This is a genomic window from Plantibacter sp. H53, from assembly GCF_001650455.1.
Lineage (GTDB): Bacteria > Actinomycetota > Actinomycetes > Actinomycetales > Microbacteriaceae > Plantibacter > Plantibacter flavus_A.
Genome location: NZ_LWCT01000001.1, coordinates 13,384 through 27,625, shown reverse-complemented (window position 1 = coordinate 27,625; position 14,242 = coordinate 13,384). Strand labels below are relative to the sequence as shown.

Below are 14,242 nucleotides of genomic sequence, written 5' to 3'. Positions count from 1 at the left end.
CCCAGCGGATAGGCTCGAGCAATGGCAATTCTCGAGATCCACGTGACCGGTGACCCGGTGCTCCATTCCGTCGCCCGACCGGTCACCACCGTGGACGACGACCTCCGGCGCCTCGTCGCCGACATGTACGAGACCATGGATCTCGCTCCCGGGGTCGGACTCGCGGCTCCGCAGGTCGGGGTCCCGCTGCGCCTCTTCGTCTACAGCTACGAGGACGACGACGGCCAGCCGTGGCGTGGCGTCGCGATCAACCCGGTGCTGTGGATCAGTCCCCCGCCGGTGGGCGAGCTCGACGAGGAGGCCGAGTCGGAAGGCTGCCTCTCCGTCCCAGGCGAGCGGCACCCGCTCCGTCGCGCGGAAGCAGCCATGCTCATCGGGACCGACCTCGAGGGTGATCCGGTCGAGCTGCGGGTCGTCGGCTGGCGCGCACGCATCCTGCAGCACGAGTTCGACCACCTCAACGGCGTGCTCTACGTGGACCGCCTCGAACTGCCGCACTCGCGCCGAGCGGCGAAGGCGATCCGCAAGGCGGGCTGGGGCGTACCCGGGATCTCCTGGCTGCCGGGTCGCGACGACCTCGAGGGCTGAACCACCTCGACGGGGACACGACGCCGGCACGATCGATACGGCGTCACCTCGACAGGCGCAGGGTGTCCGGACATGCAACGAGGCCCGAAGAGTGGAGTCTTCGGGCCTCGTTGTCCAGTCTACGGCGTCCCCGTCGATTTCGTGAAACCGGCCTCGAACGACGAATCCCCCGGTCCGTATGGACCGGGGGACTCTGTGCAGCTCCTCGAGTTGGACTCGAACCAACAACCTATCGATTAACAGTCGATTGCTCTGCCAATTGAGCTATCGAGGAATACGTGCTTCGACCGGCCGGACGAATCCGGCCTCTGCGTTGCAGCGCGTATCTACTGTAGCAAAGGATTCGCAGACGCCAAATCGACACGCGATCAATCGATGCCGACGGCCTCGGGCGTCTCGTACTGGGTCTCGGTGCCGCCCGACTGGGCGAGCGCCGCGAGGAACTCGTGCGGGGGATCGGCGAGCATCGCGTCGATCGGGCCGTAGCCCACGACCCGCGACTGGTGGAGCGCCAGCACGTCGTCGGTCACCTCGCGGAGCATGGCGAGGTCGTGTGTCACGACGATGACCGTACCGCCGTCGCGTCGGAACCCGTCGAGCAACTCGGTCACCGTATGCCGGACCGTGATGTCGATGCCGGCCGTCGGTTCGTCGGCGATGAACACCTTCGGGCCGAGGACGAGGGCGCGCGCGATGGCGATCCGCTGCCGCTGACCACCACTCAGCTCGTACGGGTACTTGTCGAGGCTGGAGAGCGGCATCTGCACGGCGTCCAGCAATGTGGCGACCCGGACGCCGAGCGCCTGCTCGCTGAACTTCTTGTCGCGCGCCAGGACCGGTTCCGAGATGAGCTCCGTGACGGTGAGCTCGGGCTTCAGGTGCGCACCGGCTTCCTGCTCGAGCAGCGACACCTCGAACGTGAGCTTCGTGAGTTCTCTGCGGCCCACCTTGCGCATGGAGCGACCGAGCGTGCTCACGTCGCCGCCGGACACGAACGGACGGGAGTCCGCTCCGGTCAGGTGGCGTCCGGACAGCACCCGCAGGAGCGTGCTCTTCCCCGATCCCGAGCTGCCGATGACCCCGAGCGAGCCGCCGACGGGCAGCTCGAAGCTGATACCGTCCAGGGCTCGGTTGCTCGGACTCACGCCGTGAGCGGCGTAGTCGACGCTCAGATCACTCGCCCGGACCGCGGGTCCGTCCTGCTCTGGGTGCTTCATGAGACCTCTCCTTCCGGTGCACGGGAGCCACCGGATCGCCATCGAGTGTATCCGGCGATCCCGGCGGGGCCACGTGCCACGCTCGGTGGAGGCAGACCGCGTCAGGCCTCGGCGCGGAGCGCTCGCCGTTCCGCCTCGACGTCTGCAAGCTGCCGGGTGATCTCCCGATGGGACTCGTCGCGGGGGTCGGTGCGACGCAACGACCCGAGCAGCGCCGCCTTACGACCGAGGAGGTCGCGGTCGATCAACGCCCGCGCGATGTCCCGGACATAACTCGGCAGCTTCTCCTCGTTCGTCTCGGGTAATGGGGACACTCCGAGCTCGCGTACCAGTCCGTCGAAGCCGGGTGGGACCTGTGCGATGACGGTCTCGAGCCAGGCGTTGGTCCCGAGGTGGTCGAGGCTCACACTCATGGCGTCGCGCACCACGGCGAGGGAACTGTTGGCGACCGAGCTCTGGACCGCGCGCTCCAGCATGGGACGTTCGAGGTGTTGGGGCAGCTGCAGGATCGCACGGAGGGCATCTTGCTCGAGCCGCGTCGACGGGTCCTTGGGCAGGTCGTTGAGCGAGGCCTGTCGCTCGCGCGGCGGCTCGGCAGCGAGTGCGCCAGGGCCCTGCTGGCGGGCGTCTCGTGCGGCGTTCTGCGAGCCTCCTGCGGCGGCACCGCCGGCGGCCCGCACGGCGCGGGCCACCTCGTCGAGTTCCATGCCGAGCTGCTTCGCGAGCACGCGGGTGTACCCGGGACGGAGCGAGGGGTCGCGGATCTCGGCGACGACCGGCGCGGCCGCACGGAGTGCGCCGACGCGGCCCTCGACCGTCTCGAGGTCGAAGCCCGCCAGCGTCCGCCGGATGATGAACTCGAACATCGGCTCTCGGCCGTCGACGAGTTTCCGGATGGCGCCGTCACCGCGGTTGAGGCGGAGGTCGCAGGGGTCGAGGCCGTCGGAGGACACCGCGACGTACGTCTGGGCGGAGAAGCGCTTTTCCTCACCGAACGCACGCGTCGCGGCCTTCTGCCCCGCCTCGTCAGGGTCGAAGGTGAAGATGACCTCGCCGGTGGCGGAGTCGTCGCCCATGACGCGGCGGATCATCTTGATGTGGTCGACCCCGAACGAGGTCCCGCAGGTCGCCACCGCGGTGGTCTCCCCTGCCAGGTGGCAGGCCATGACGTCGGTGTACCCCTCGACGACGACGACCCGCTTGCCGCGCGAGATGTCGCGTTTGGCGAGGTCGAGGCCGTAGAGGACCTGCGCCTTGTGGTAGATCGCCGTCTCCGGGGTGTTGAGGTATTTCGGCCCCTTGTCGTCGTCGCGGAGGCGCCGGGCTCCGAAGCCGAGCACCTGCCCGGTCGTATCGCGGATCGGCCAGATGAGGCGTCCGCGGAACCGGTCGTAGACACCGCGGTCGCCGCTCGACACGAGACCGGCCGCGAGCATCTCCTCGTCGGAGAATCCGCGGGACCGCAGTGCCTTCATGAGGTGGTCCCAGCCGGCAGGCGCGAACCCGATCCCGAAGTGGTCGGCGGCGGCGGCGTCGAAGCCGCGTTCGCCGAGGAACCGCCGCCCGAGGTCGGCGTCGCCGTCGTGGAGCTGCTGCTGGAAGTACTCGGCGGCAGCCTGGTTGGCGGCGAAGAGCCGCGCCCGGTTGCCGTGGTCGACCTTGCCACCGCCCTCCTCGTAGCTGAGCGGGTACCCGATGCGCTGCGCGAGACGTTCCACCGACTCCGCGAACGTCACGTGGTCCATCTTCTGCAGGAAGCTGTAGACGTCGCCGCTCTCGCCACAGCCGAAGCAGTGGTACAGCCCGACCGTGGGGCGCACGTGGAAGCTCGGGCTGCGTTCGTCGTGGAAGGGGCACAAGCCCTTCAGCGAGCCGACACCGGCGGACTTCAGCGAGACGTAGTCGCCGACGACGTCGCCGATGTTGGTGCGTGCCTTGACCTCTTCAACATCGCTCTGTCGAATCCGTCCGGCCATGCTTCGATCCTAGTCTCGTGCGTCCATCGTCCATCCCTGAGGGCCTCCGCGCAGCGGAGTCCGACTCCCGCTCCTGTGTGGAGGAGCGTCAGGCGCCGACATGCCGTTCGTGCCAGGAGAGGGCGCTCTGATCGGTCAGGCTCGCGATCTGATCCACGACGACGCGACGGCGTTCCGCGTCGGAACCGGCTGCGCGCCAGTCCGCCGCGAAGCCGACGTCGAGGGCCGACTCGCCGAGCGCGAACACCGCGTCCGACAGTTCGATGAGGATCTCCCGCTGCCGGACGTACAGCGGCTGGCGGGAGTCGCTGTACATCACGAACGCGGCGACGATCCCCTTGAGGAGGGCGATCTCGGCCTGGATGCCATGGGGCACCACGACGTCGGCCCCGAACCGCACGAGGCTGGCCTGCGGGAAGGCCTCCCGCGTCGCCGCGGTCGCCGCACCGGCGAACCGACCGATCATCTGGCTCGTGAAGTTCTTGAGCCGACCGAGGTCGCGCCGGGAGCCGTCCCAGGCGGTGATCCAGGTGTGCGAGGACTGCAGCCGGTCGAAGGCGGCGGCGAGGTCGTCGTGGGTGAAGTCGTCGCCGGCCCAGGACAGCGCTGTGTCGATCAGGCGGTCGTGACCTGCGCGGGCGTTCAGGAACGCCGGGTCGATGTACTCCCCGACGACGGCGTCCTCGAAGTCGTGCACGGAGTAGGCGATGTCGTCCGCGAGGTCCATGACCTGCGCCTCGACGCAGCGGACGCGCTCGGGAGCGCCGGCTCGCAACCAGCGGAAGGCCGCGGAGTCCTCGTCGAAGAACCCGAACTTGGCCCGGCCACCGGGATCCGGCACCGACTGGGCGGCCGGCCACGGGTACTTGCAGCTGGCGTCGAGACTCGCGCGGGTGAGGTTCAGACCGTACGGCTCACCGTCGGGACCGAAGACCTTGGATTCGAGGCGCGTGAGGATCCGCAGTGTCTGGGCGTTGCCCTCGAACCCGCCGATCGCGGCGGACCAGTCGTTGAGCGCTCGTTCGCCGTTGTGACCGAACGGCGGGTGACCGAGGTCGTGTGCGAGGCACGCCGTGTCGACGACGTCCGGAGCGAGGTCGAGGCTGGCTGCCAGCTCGCGACCGACCTGAGCGACCTCGAGCGAGTGCGTCAGCCGGTTCCGGGCGAAGTCGACGCCGCTCGTCGGGCTGAGCACCTGGGTCTTGGCGGCGAGTCGCCGGAGGGCACTGGAGTGCAACAGCCGTGCACGATCGCGCGCGAAGTCGGAGCGTCGCGTCGAGTGGTGCTCGGGCATCCAGCGTTCTTCGTCGTGCAGGCTGTAGCCGTCCCGATCCATGGAGACGCTCCCCTGCTCGATGATGCTATCCGCCACTGTGGTCCAGTTCCGCTCCCGCGATCTCGGTCTGCTCGTCGGCGCCCAGCGACTGCGAGTCGAGCCAGCCGTAGGGCAGTGCCGGTCGTTTCGGCGTGCCCGCGCGTCCGCGCTGGCCTTCGGCCGCGGCGCCCGGGTAGGGGGCCGTCCAGTCGAGGGTCGCGAGGAGGTCGTCGAGCTGGTCGAGCGACTCCACGGTCGCGAGGCTCGCGCGGAGGTCTCCTCCGACCGGGTAGCCCTTGAAGTACCAGGCGACGTGCTTCCGGATGTCGCGGCAGCCGCGCTCCTCGCTCTCGAAGAACTCGGCCAGGAGCTCGGCGTGACGCCGGAACGCGGCCGCGACGTCGCCGAGAGACGGCTCCGCCTTGCCGCCCTCGCCGGCGAACGCCGAGCTGAGGTCGCCGAAGAGCCAGGGGCGACCGAGGCAACCGCGGCCCACGACGACGCCGTCGCAACCCGTCTCGTCGACCATCCGGAGAGCGTCCTCGCCCGACCAGATGTCGCCGTTCCCGAGAACCGGCACCGAGGTGACCGTCTCCTTGAGCTTGGTGATCGCCGACCAGTCCGCGTGGCCGGAGTAGAACTCGGCGGCGGTCCGGGCGTGCAGCGCGATCGACGCCACACCGGCGCCCTCGGCGATCCGACCGGCCTCGAGGTAGGTGAGGTGGTCGGAGTCGATGCCCTTGCGCATCTTGATCGTGAGCGGGACGTCGCCTGCGGCACGGACCGCGCCCTCGACGATGTCGCGGAAGAGCCCGGTCTTCCAGGGCAGCGCCGCTCCCCCGCCCTTGCGGGTGACCTTGGGCACCGGGCAGCCGAAGTTGAGGTCGATGTGGTCGGCGCGATCCTCGGCGACGAGCATGGTGACGGCCTCTGAGACCGTCTTCGGGTCGACACCGTAGAGCTGGATGGAGCGGAGCGTCTCGCTCTCGTGGTGCTGGATGAGCCGCATGGTCTCCGGCGTGCGTTCGACGAGCGCGCGCGAGGTGATCATCTCGCTGACGTACAGGCCGGCACCGTATTCGCGGCACAGTCGACGGAACGCCGTGTTGGTGATCCCGGCCATGGGGGCGAGCACGACCGGCGAGTCGAGCACGATGGGCCCGATCGCGAGGCTCGGGCGCTGCGAGAGCGTGGTAGGAAGAGACATCACCCTCGATTCTCCCAGATGATCGGCGCTCCCGCGCCCAGTGAGGACCACATGTCAGACGCCGTCCCGCCCGCCGACCTCCAGCCGTCCGGCCGCGAGCGAGTCCGAGCAGCGGCCGCCGCACTCGGTCTCGATGTGGAGCTGATCGAGCGACCGCCCGCGCGCAGTCTCCACGAGGCGGCGGAGCTGCTCGGCATCGAGCCCGCGGACATCGTCAAGACGATCGTCGTGAAGCGTCGCAGCGGCGACTACCTCTTCGCCCTCGTGCCGGGCGGCCGCAAGATCTCCTGGCCGCCGTTCCGCACGCTGCTCGGCGTGAACAAGCTCGCGATGCCCGACGCGGCGACAGCCTTCCAGGCGACCGGCTACGAGCGCGGCACCATCACCGTCCTCGGCGCGAGTGCTCCACTCCCCGTCTACGCGGACGAGCGCATCCTCGAGCGCGGTGGGCGCATCTCGATCGGCGCCGGGGAGCACGGGTGGAGCGCCTTCGTCGATGCGGCGGAGTACCTCGCCGCCATCGGCGCCGTCACCGCCGACCTCACCGAGCCGGAGGACCCTCAGTCCTGAGCCGGCTCCGACGGGAGCACGAGGCAACTGTCGCCCTCGCAGACGACGGCGTCGCCCCCGAGGAGTCGGAGCGCCGGCCGGACCGTCGCCGGCTGTCGATCGCCGACGCTGCGCTCAGGCGACGTCGTCTCCGTGCTCACGCCTGCACCGGCTCGGTGCTCGCGCGTTCCGTCCAGACCTGCTCGAGGACCTGCGTGAACGCGGCCGCCTCCTGCGCCCCGGACACCCCGTAGGCACCGTCGATGACGAAGAACGGGACGCCCTGGATGCCGTACCCCTGTGCCGTCGCCTGGTCCTCGCGGACCGCCTGCGTGTACTGGCCGGATTCCAGCGCCGAGACCACGGCGGACCGGTCGAGCCCCACCTCGACGGCGAGGTCGCCGAGGTCCTCGATGCGACCGACATGACGGCCCTCGGTGAAGTAGGCACGCAGGAGGCGCTCGGTCATCTCGAGCTGCTTCCCCTCCGCCTTGGCGAGGTGCAGGAGCTCGTGCGCCTTCACCGTGTTCGTGTGCTGGAGGATGCCGAAATCGTACTCGAGACCGGCGTCCGAGGCGATCCCCGTCACCCGATCGAGCATCTGCTGCACCTGGTCGGCCGGCATGCCCTTGTGCTTCACGAGGAAGTCGATCTCGGTGCCGTCGAAGTCGACCGGGGTGTCGGGTGCCAGCTCGAAGGAGTGGTACTCGACCTCGACCTCGCGTCCGTCGCCGAGCTGTGCGAACTCCGCCGCACCCCGCTCGAACTTGCGCTTGCCGATGTAGCACCACGGGCAGGCGATGTCGGACCAGATGTCGATCTTGATGGGTTCACTCATGTCAGGGCCAACCACCGACACCCGTCGCTCATTCCCCCGGGGGCGCCGGGGCGTCTGGCACGTCGCGCGCCCCGCCGAAGCGACGGTCGCGTCCGGCGTACCGCTCGACGGCCTCCCAGAGCTGACGCCGACCGAAGTCGGGCCAGAGGGTGTCGAGGAAGACCATCTCCGCGTAGGCCGACTGCCACAGTTGGAAGTTGCTGGTGCGCTGCTCCCCGGAGCTCCGGACGAAGAGGTCGACGTCCGGCAGGTCGGGCAGGTAGAGCCGGCTCTGGACGAGACGCTCCGAGACGGCCGACGGCTTGATGCGGCCGGCGGCGACGTCGTCGGCGATGCTGCGGACCGCGTCGACGATCTCGTTGCGCCCGCCGTAGTTGACGCACATGGTGAGCGTCAGGCGGTCGTTGCCGCGCGTCAGCTCCTCCGCCGTCTGGAGCTCCTTGATGACGGAGGTCCACAACCGCGGCCGACGCCCCGACCAGCGCACGCGCACGCCCCACTCGTTCAGTTGGTCGCGCCGTCGATGGAGCACCTCGCGGTTGAACCCCATGAGGAAGCGGACCTCGTCGGGTGAGCGCTTCCAGTTCTCCGTCGAGAACGCGTACACCGACAGGTGCTTGATCCCGAGTTGCAGGGCACCGGCCACGACGTCGAGGAGTGCGGCCTCGCCCGCCTTGTGCCCTTCGACCCGTGTGAGCCCGCGTCGGTTCGCCCACCGGCCGTTGCCGTCCATGACGATCGCGACGTGCGACGGCACCTCACCCTTCGCGAACGATGGCGGGACCTCCCCCGTCCAATCGATCGGCTTGAACGGCACCGCGTCGCGGTGGGTGTAGGGCTTCGGGGTCACCCGCGGCTCCGATCCTGTTCGAGGTGCGCGAGCGACCGCAGGCCGCGCTCCAGATGCCATTGCGCGTAGGCGGCGGTGAACCCGCTCGCGCGTGAAGCCGTCTGCTCGGCGGCGGCCTCCGCGTACTCCCAGTCGCCGGAGAGCAGTGCTCCGAGGAGCGAGAGGGTGTCGGCGTCCAGCCGAGGGCTGCCCGAGGGCGCGCAGTCGTCGCAGACGACCCCGCCGAGCTGCACGACCACGTGTGAGTACTCGCCCTCCGTGCCGCACCGCGAGCAGGCCCCGAAACTCGGTGCCCAACCGGCGAGCGAGAAGGCCCGGAGCAGGTAGGAGTCGAGCGTGAGCCGCGGACCGTGCTCGTGCTTCGAGAGCGACCGCAGGGCGCCGACGAGGAGCAGGTACTGCTGGAGGGAGCCCTCGGACTCGGTCAGGCGATCGGCCGTCTCCACCATCGCGCTCGCGGCCGTGTAGCTCCCGTAGTCGGCGCTGATCTCGGCGCCGTACGAACCGAGCGACTCGGCCTGGGTGATGGTGTCGAGACTACGGCCCTCGTAGAACTGCACGTCTGCGACCATGAACGGCTCGAGCCGGGACCCGAACTTCGAGCCCGTGCGACGGACACCCTTCGCGACCGCCCGGATCTTGCCCCTGCTGCGTGAGAGCATGGTGACGATGCGATCGGCCTCGCCGAGCTTGTGGGTCCGCAACACCACCACTTCGTCTCGATATACCGGCACGCATCGATTATCCCGCCTCGCACCGACAACGTGACCCGGGAACCGCCGTCGGGGATCGAAGGAGCGCCTGGAGAGATGAAGCCGTGAACGAGGTCCTCTTCGTCGTTCCGCTGTGGGTCGACCTCTCGGCGGTCGCGATCGGCGCCGTCCAGGGTGCCATGTTCGCGGCCAGGTTCCAGGATCGTCAGCTCGACTGGCTCGGCGTCGCCATCATCGGCGTCGTCGTCGGACTCGGTGGTGGTCTCATCCGCGACATCCTCCTCGGACAGGTGCCGGCGTCCCTCCAGAACAACTGGTACCTCCCCGTCGCCTCGGGGGCCGCACTGCTCGGCATGTTCCTCCTGCGCACCATCACGAGGCTCGGGCCCGTCATCATCGGGCTCGACGCTCTGACGATCGGCATGTTCGGAGCGATCGGCTCCACCAAGGCCCTGGCAGCCGGTCTGCCGGTCATCCCGGCGATCTTCGTCGGCACCGTCTCGGCCGTCGGTGGATCGGTCCTCCGCGACGTCATGCTCGGCGTCCCCGTCGCCCTCATGCACGTCGGGTCGCTCTACGCCGTGGCGGCCGCGGTCGGGACCGCCCTCCTCGTCCTCGCCGTGACCTTCGGTGCGCCACTCGGGGTCGCGGCGATCGTCGGTGTCTCCTCGACCGCGGTGATCCGCCTCCTGGCCGTCCGGTTCGGATGGACGTTGCCCGAGCAGCGCCAGATCGGCGGATGGCGGATCTGGCGCCGCTCGACGCGAGGCTGAGTCGGCTCAGTCGACCGCGAGTGCCGCGACGGGTGCGATGCGGGTCGCCCGACGTGACGGGGCCACCGAGGCCGCGGCCGTCAGGAGTGCGGCGAGCACGACGATCACCGCGACGATGGCCCACGGGATGACCGGGAAGATGAGGCCGGGCGAGCCGTTGATCGCGCCGAGCATCGACTGAGCGCCGGCCCACCCGTAGAACGTCCCGAGGACGAGTCCGACGACGACGGCCGCGATGGTCAGCTGCGCCGCCTCGATCACGATCATGCGACGGATCTGCGCCGCGGAGAACCCGAGGGCGCGGAGCAGTCCGAGTTCGCGAGTGCGCTGCAGGACGCTGAGCGAGAGGTTGTTGACCATCCCGACCGCGGCGATGAGCGCGCTCAGTCCGATGAGGGCGGAGAAGACGCCGACGGTCGTCGCGACCACGGCCTGCGTGCCCTCGTAGACCTCCGGATTCGCGGCCTGTGCGTTCAACACGAACTCCTGGAAGTTGGCCGCAGCGACCGCGAACATCGTCACGAGGGTCACGCCGATCACCAGTCCGATCGTCGTGCGTGAACTGCGCTCCGGGTAGCGGACGGCGTTCTCGGCGGCGAGTCGAGCCGTCGCGGAGGTGCCGAACAGGCGGCCGACCAGCCGCAGTGCCGGCGGCATCACGAGGTGCGCACCGAGCACGAGGCCGGAGAAGGAGACGATCCCGCCGACGATGCCGATGAGCACGCCGAGCGGCGACACGAGCCCGACACCGACCCCGGCGAGCAGGAGCAGGACACCGACCACGAAGAGACCGATCGCGACCGCGTTCCGGGCGGGCCGGGCGGTGGCCTCCTCCCGACTCAACTCCTGCGATCCGCCGATCGCCTGCATCGGGGTGACCGTCAGGACGCGACGCGCGCCGATCCAGGACGCGAGCCAGGTGGTCAGGACGACCGCGACGACCGGCAGGAGCACGGCCGGTTCGACGATCGCGTACGGCAACTCGGGCAGCACACCGGTCGCGACCCCGATCCGGACGAGCGCGAAGGTCGCGAGGAGCCCGACGAGCAACCCGGCTCCGCCACCGAGCAGGCCGACGACGACGCCCTCCCTCGCGACGGCGCGACGCTGCGATCGCGCCGTCGAACCGATCAGGCGGAGCAGCGCGATCGTCCTCGTCCGCCCGGCGACGATCGTGGCGAAGGTGTTCGCCGTGACGATCGCGCCGACGTACACCGCCAATGAGACGAACACGGCGGCCGCGAGGATGAGCATGATCACCACGGTGCCGCTGGACCCGGTCACATCGTCGGCCAGGATGAACGTCGAGAGCACACTCGTCACCATGAGCAACAGGACACCGAACGAGGCGCTGAGCGTCGCGACGAGAAGGCTCGCGCGATGCTCGCGGGCCCGGGGCCCGAGATCCGCCCGGCTCATGCCGCACGCTCCATGCCGAGCATGAGCGCCGAGATCTGCTCGGGGGTCGATCGGGGACGGTCCTCGACCACCCGGCCGTCCGCGAGGAACACGATCCGGTCCGCGTAGCTCGCGGCGATCGGGTCGTGCGTCACCATCGCGATGCTCTGCCCGTATTCGGTGCTGGCCGCCGCCAGCAGGGCCAGGACGCTCCGCCCGGTGCGGGAGTCGAGGTTGCCGGTCGGTTCGTCCGCGAAGAGCAGCTCGGGCCGCGTGGCCAGGGCACGCGCGATCGCGACGCGCTGCTGCTGTCCACCCGAGAGTTCGTGCGGACGGTGCCCGAGTCGGGACGCGAGTCCGAGCGTGCTCACGAGCACGTCGATCCAGCTCTGCTCCTCACCGGTCGGACGGCGGGCGTCGAGTTCGAAGGGCAGCCGGATGTTGGCCGCGACGTCGAGCGTCGGCACCAGGTTGAACGCCTGGAACACGAACCCGACACGACGCCGACGGAGGATCGTGAGCTGCCCGTCGTCGAGGTCCGTGATGTCCTGGTCGCCGAGACGCACCCGCCCCGCTGTGGCCTGATCGAGGCCCGCCATGATGTGCATGAGCGTCGACTTGCCCGAGCCGCTCGGGCCCATGATGGCGGTGAACCGGCCCCGTTCGATCTCGAGGTCGACGCCGTCGAGGGCGACGACCTGGTTGTCGGCGGGTCCGTAGCTCTTCCTGAGTCCGTGGACGCTGGCGACGACGGACGGCTGTGCTGAAGTGGTCATACTCCGAAGCTACGGAGCGAGGTGCCGGGTGCGCGTCGGGCGCACGAGCGACCCGGGTACATCCTGGGGATGATCCTGGATCACTCCGCGGTTGCCCGTTGGACCGCCGTCAGACCAGGCCGTGCTCGAAGGCGAACACGACGAGCTGGACCCGGTCGCGCACCTCGAGCTTCGCGAAGATCCGGCTGATGTGCGTCTTCACGGTCGCCTCGCTGAGGAACTCGGCGGCGGCGATCTCGGAGTTGCTCAATCCGCGCGCCGCGAGGAGGAAGATCTCGCGCTCGCGCGCCGTGAGCTCGGCATAGCGCTGCGGTGCGGCCGGAGCGGCCGGCGCCTGCTGGAAGTGCTCGAACAGCTCGCGGGTGGCCGACGCGGCGATGACCGCGTTCCCGGCATGGACGGTGCGGATCGCTGCGAGGAGGAATTCCGGCTCCGCGTCCTTGAGGAGGAATCCGCTGGCACCTGCTCGGATGGCCGTCGCGGCCGCCTCATCGAGGTCGAAGGTGGTCAGCACGACGATCCGAGGACGGTCGCTCCCGCGCGCATCCGCCTCCGCCAGGATCGTCTTCGTCGCCTCGATCCCGTCCATGACCGGCATCCGGACGTCCATGAGGATGACCTGCGGACGTGTCCGTGCGGCCAGTTCGACCGCTTGACGCCCGTCGGAGGCCTCGCCGACGACGCGCAGGTCCGGCTGCGAACCGATGAGCATCCGGATCCCGCCTCGGAAGAGCGCCTGGTCGTCGACCAGCGCGATCGTGATCGCCCCCGCTGCCGTCGCGTCACTCGGATCGGTCATCTCGTCACTCCCACCGTCGCGTACGGGATCGATGCGTAGACGGTGAAGAGACCGTCCACCAGGGTCGTCCCGAACCTGCCGCCTGCCAGCGTAGCGCGCTCGTTCATCCCGGCGAGGCCGTGCCCCGTGCCGGCCTTCGGCGGTTCGAGCTTCGCCCGGTTGACGACCCAGAGCTGCAGCTCGGGTCCGGTCCAGTCGAGATGGACGTCGATCGGCCCACGATGGTCGCCGTGTCGGAGCGCGTTCGTGAGTGCCTCCTGGATGATGCGGTACACGGCGAGCTGCGAACCGGTCGCCACCGGTCGTTCCTGACCGTGGTTCTGGACCACCACGTCGAGTCCGGCTCCGCGCAACTGCTCGTAGAGCCGCTCGAGGTCGGCCAGGACCGGCTGCGGGCCTTCGGTCTGCTGGAACCGCAACTGCGCGAGGAGCACCCGGACATCGGCGAGGGCTTCTCGGGAGATGCTCGAGATCGTCCGCAAGGCCTGGTCGGCCGAATCCGGGTCCGCGGCCAGCGCATAGCGGGCCCCGTCGGCCTGGGCGATGACGACGGCGAGGGAGTGTGCGACCACGTCGTGCATGTCGCGCGCGATCCGGTTGCGCTCCTGCTCCACGGCGACGTCGCGCTCGGCCAGGAGTTGCGCCTGGCGGCTTTCGCGGGCGAGCCGCCACGTGCGCATGAGGACGCCTGCGGTCCAAGCGAGGCCGAAGAAGGCGGCGAACGCGAGGAACATGAACAGTCCGACCGTCACCTGCGCGACCGGTGTCATGTCGTTCGCCAGACCGAAGGTACTGATCTCCGCGCCGATGCCCGTGGTCCAACTCGGGACGACGATCACGTAGAACGCGATGAGCGCGGCACCGACGAACGCGGATGCGAAGGAGACCCATCGAACCACCCGGCCGCCGTAACTCGCCGCGGCGTAGAGCACGACCGGGATCGCGAAGTTCGCGGGATCCGGCGCGAGCAGGAGGATGAGCTGCAGCAGCGCAGCGGCCCAGGCCACGGACAGCGCGATCGCCGGAGCGAGCCGGCGGAGCGCCAGTGCACCGCACATGCCGAGCAGGACGATGGTGTACCCGGCCGGGCGCGTCGTGTACGCAGCGGCGGTGAGGATGAACAGCACCGACGGCAGCGCGATGTCGAGGGCCAGCTGGCCGGGCCGGAGCGTGCGGAACATCCTCCAACCGTACGACCTGACCGCTGACGGATCGGTCGTCACCCGGAAAGATCATCCTCCCG

15 protein-coding genes and 1 tRNA gene are annotated in these 14,242 nt (G+C 69.5%); 3 read left to right on the top strand and 13 right to left on the bottom strand.

Annotated elements, in window-relative coordinates; translation table 11 throughout:
- Window positions 1–21: 21 nt before the first annotated feature.
- Entirely contained in the window at window positions 22–588 is a 567-nt protein-coding gene (gene def / locus A4X17_RS00130) for a peptide deformylase (RefSeq protein ID WP_064293647.1), read from the top strand.
- 201 nt (window positions 589–789) lie between these two features.
- Here def and A4X17_RS00125 read toward each other — a convergent pair.
- The 5 genes from A4X17_RS00125 to dusB form a co-directional block, all read right to left on the bottom strand.
- Window positions 790–862 (bottom strand) — tRNA-Asn (locus A4X17_RS00125).
- A 94-nt stretch (window positions 863–956) separates the two neighbouring features.
- The gene (locus tag A4X17_RS00120; protein ID WP_064293646.1) at window positions 957–1,805 is read right to left on the bottom strand and encodes an ATP-binding cassette domain-containing protein; all 849 of its coding nucleotides are present in this window, start codon (window positions 1,803–1,805) and stop codon (window positions 957–959) included.
- Between the two features lie 101 nt (window positions 1,806–1,906).
- On the bottom strand, window positions 1,907–3,781 hold the full coding sequence (dnaG, locus tag A4X17_RS00115; RefSeq protein ID WP_064293645.1) for a DNA primase: 1,875 nt from the start codon (window positions 3,779–3,781) through the stop codon (window positions 1,907–1,909).
- Window positions 3,782–3,869: 88 nt separating this feature from the next.
- Window positions 3,870–5,117 carry a deoxyguanosinetriphosphate triphosphohydrolase gene (locus A4X17_RS00110; protein ID WP_082915832.1) on the bottom strand — a complete coding sequence of 416 codons (1,248 nt, stop codon included), beginning with the start codon at window positions 5,115–5,117 and terminating at the stop codon, window positions 3,870–3,872.
- A 25-nt stretch (window positions 5,118–5,142) separates the two neighbouring features.
- Window positions 5,143–6,303, bottom strand: a complete 1,161-nt coding sequence (gene dusB, locus A4X17_RS00105) for a tRNA dihydrouridine synthase DusB (protein ID WP_064293643.1) — start codon at window positions 6,301–6,303, stop codon at window positions 5,143–5,145.
- A 51-nt stretch (window positions 6,304–6,354) separates the two neighbouring features.
- On the opposite strand from dusB, the gene A4X17_RS00100 reads away from it, so the two are divergent.
- Window positions 6,355–6,873 carry an aminoacyl-tRNA deacylase gene (locus tag A4X17_RS00100; RefSeq protein ID WP_064293860.1) on the top strand — a complete coding sequence of 173 codons (519 nt, stop codon included), beginning with the start codon at window positions 6,355–6,357 and terminating at the stop codon, window positions 6,871–6,873.
- On the opposite strand, the gene A4X17_RS19070 is transcribed toward A4X17_RS00100, so the two are convergent.
- From A4X17_RS19070 to recO, 4 genes are read right to left on the bottom strand one after another with little or no spacing between them, the layout of a single operon-like run.
- Window positions 6,864–7,013 (bottom strand): hypothetical protein, encoded by a 150-nt coding sequence (locus tag A4X17_RS19070; protein WP_157583269.1) that lies wholly within the window; start codon window positions 7,011–7,013, stop codon window positions 6,864–6,866. The genes A4X17_RS00100 and A4X17_RS19070 overlap by 10 nt on opposite strands.
- Window positions 7,010–7,690, bottom strand: coding sequence for a DsbA family protein (locus A4X17_RS00095; protein WP_064293642.1), 681 nt, complete (start codon window positions 7,688–7,690; stop codon window positions 7,010–7,012). The genes A4X17_RS19070 and A4X17_RS00095 overlap by 4 nt, the downstream gene beginning before the upstream one ends.
- A 28-nt stretch (window positions 7,691–7,718) precedes the next feature.
- Entirely contained in the window at window positions 7,719–8,540 is an 822-nt protein-coding gene (locus A4X17_RS00090) for an isoprenyl transferase (RefSeq protein ID WP_064293641.1), read from the bottom strand.
- Window positions 8,537–9,274 carry a DNA repair protein RecO gene (gene recO / locus A4X17_RS00085; protein ID WP_064293640.1) on the bottom strand — a complete coding sequence of 246 codons (738 nt, stop codon included), beginning with the start codon at window positions 9,272–9,274 and terminating at the stop codon, window positions 8,537–8,539. Before recO ends, A4X17_RS00090 begins: the two co-directional genes overlap by 4 nt.
- Window positions 9,275–9,357: 83 nt before the next feature.
- Here recO and A4X17_RS00080 point away from each other — a divergent pair, with 83 nt between their 5' ends.
- Window positions 9,358–10,026, top strand: coding sequence for a trimeric intracellular cation channel family protein (locus A4X17_RS00080; RefSeq protein WP_064293639.1), 669 nt, complete (start codon window positions 9,358–9,360; stop codon window positions 10,024–10,026).
- A gap of 6 nt (window positions 10,027–10,032) precedes the next feature.
- Here A4X17_RS00080 and A4X17_RS00075 read toward each other — a convergent pair whose 3' ends face one another.
- From A4X17_RS00075 to A4X17_RS00060, 4 genes are all read right to left on the bottom strand, one after another.
- Window positions 10,033–11,445 carry an ABC transporter permease gene (locus tag A4X17_RS00075; protein WP_064293638.1) on the bottom strand — a complete coding sequence of 471 codons (1,413 nt, stop codon included), beginning with the start codon at window positions 11,443–11,445 and terminating at the stop codon, window positions 10,033–10,035.
- Entirely contained in the window at window positions 11,442–12,200 is a 759-nt protein-coding gene (locus tag A4X17_RS00070) for an ABC transporter ATP-binding protein (RefSeq protein WP_064293637.1), read from the bottom strand. The genes A4X17_RS00075 and A4X17_RS00070 overlap by 4 nt, the downstream gene beginning before the upstream one ends.
- A gap of 109 nt (window positions 12,201–12,309) precedes the next feature.
- Window positions 12,310–12,999, bottom strand: a complete 690-nt coding sequence (locus A4X17_RS00065) for a response regulator transcription factor (protein ID WP_064293636.1) — start codon at window positions 12,997–12,999, stop codon at window positions 12,310–12,312.
- On the bottom strand, window positions 12,996–14,180 hold the full coding sequence (locus tag A4X17_RS00060; protein ID WP_064293859.1) for a sensor histidine kinase: 1,185 nt from the start codon (window positions 14,178–14,180) through the stop codon (window positions 12,996–12,998). The genes A4X17_RS00065 and A4X17_RS00060 overlap by 4 nt, the downstream gene beginning before the upstream one ends.
- Between the last annotated feature and the right edge of the window lie 62 nt (window positions 14,181–14,242).

Excerpts from the sequence above, each read along its gene's own strand:
- A4X17_RS00095 (WP_064293642.1), bottom strand. The coding sequence starts at position 7,690 with ATGAGTGAACCCATCAAGATCGACATCTGGTCCGACATCGCCTGCCCG.
- def (WP_064293647.1), top strand. The coding sequence starts at position 22 with ATGGCAATTCTCGAGATCCACGTGACCGGTGACCCGGTGCTCCATTCC.
- dnaG (WP_064293645.1), bottom strand. The coding sequence starts at position 3,781 with ATGGCCGGACGGATTCGACAGAGCGATGTTGAAGAGGTCAAGGCACGC.
- A4X17_RS00120 (WP_064293646.1), bottom strand. The coding sequence starts at position 1,805 with ATGAAGCACCCAGAGCAGGACGGACCCGCGGTCCGGGCGAGTGATCTG.
- dusB (WP_064293643.1), bottom strand. The coding sequence starts at position 6,303 with ATGTCTCTTCCTACCACGCTCTCGCAGCGCCCGAGCCTCGCGATCGGG.
- A4X17_RS00065 (WP_064293636.1), bottom strand. The coding sequence starts at position 12,999 with ATGACCGATCCGAGTGACGCGACGGCAGCGGGGGCGATCACGATCGCG.
- A4X17_RS00075 (WP_064293638.1), bottom strand. The coding sequence starts at position 11,445 with ATGAGCCGGGCGGATCTCGGGCCCCGGGCCCGCGAGCATCGCGCGAGC.
- A4X17_RS00070 (WP_064293637.1), bottom strand. The coding sequence starts at position 12,200 with ATGACCACTTCAGCACAGCCGTCCGTCGTCGCCAGCGTCCACGGACTC.
- A4X17_RS00100 (WP_064293860.1), top strand. The coding sequence starts at position 6,355 with ATGTCAGACGCCGTCCCGCCCGCCGACCTCCAGCCGTCCGGCCGCGAG.
- A4X17_RS00060 (WP_064293859.1), bottom strand. The coding sequence starts at position 14,180 with ATGTTCCGCACGCTCCGGCCCGGCCAGCTGGCCCTCGACATCGCGCTG.
- A4X17_RS00110 (WP_082915832.1), bottom strand. The coding sequence starts at position 5,117 with ATGGATCGGGACGGCTACAGCCTGCACGACGAAGAACGCTGGATGCCC.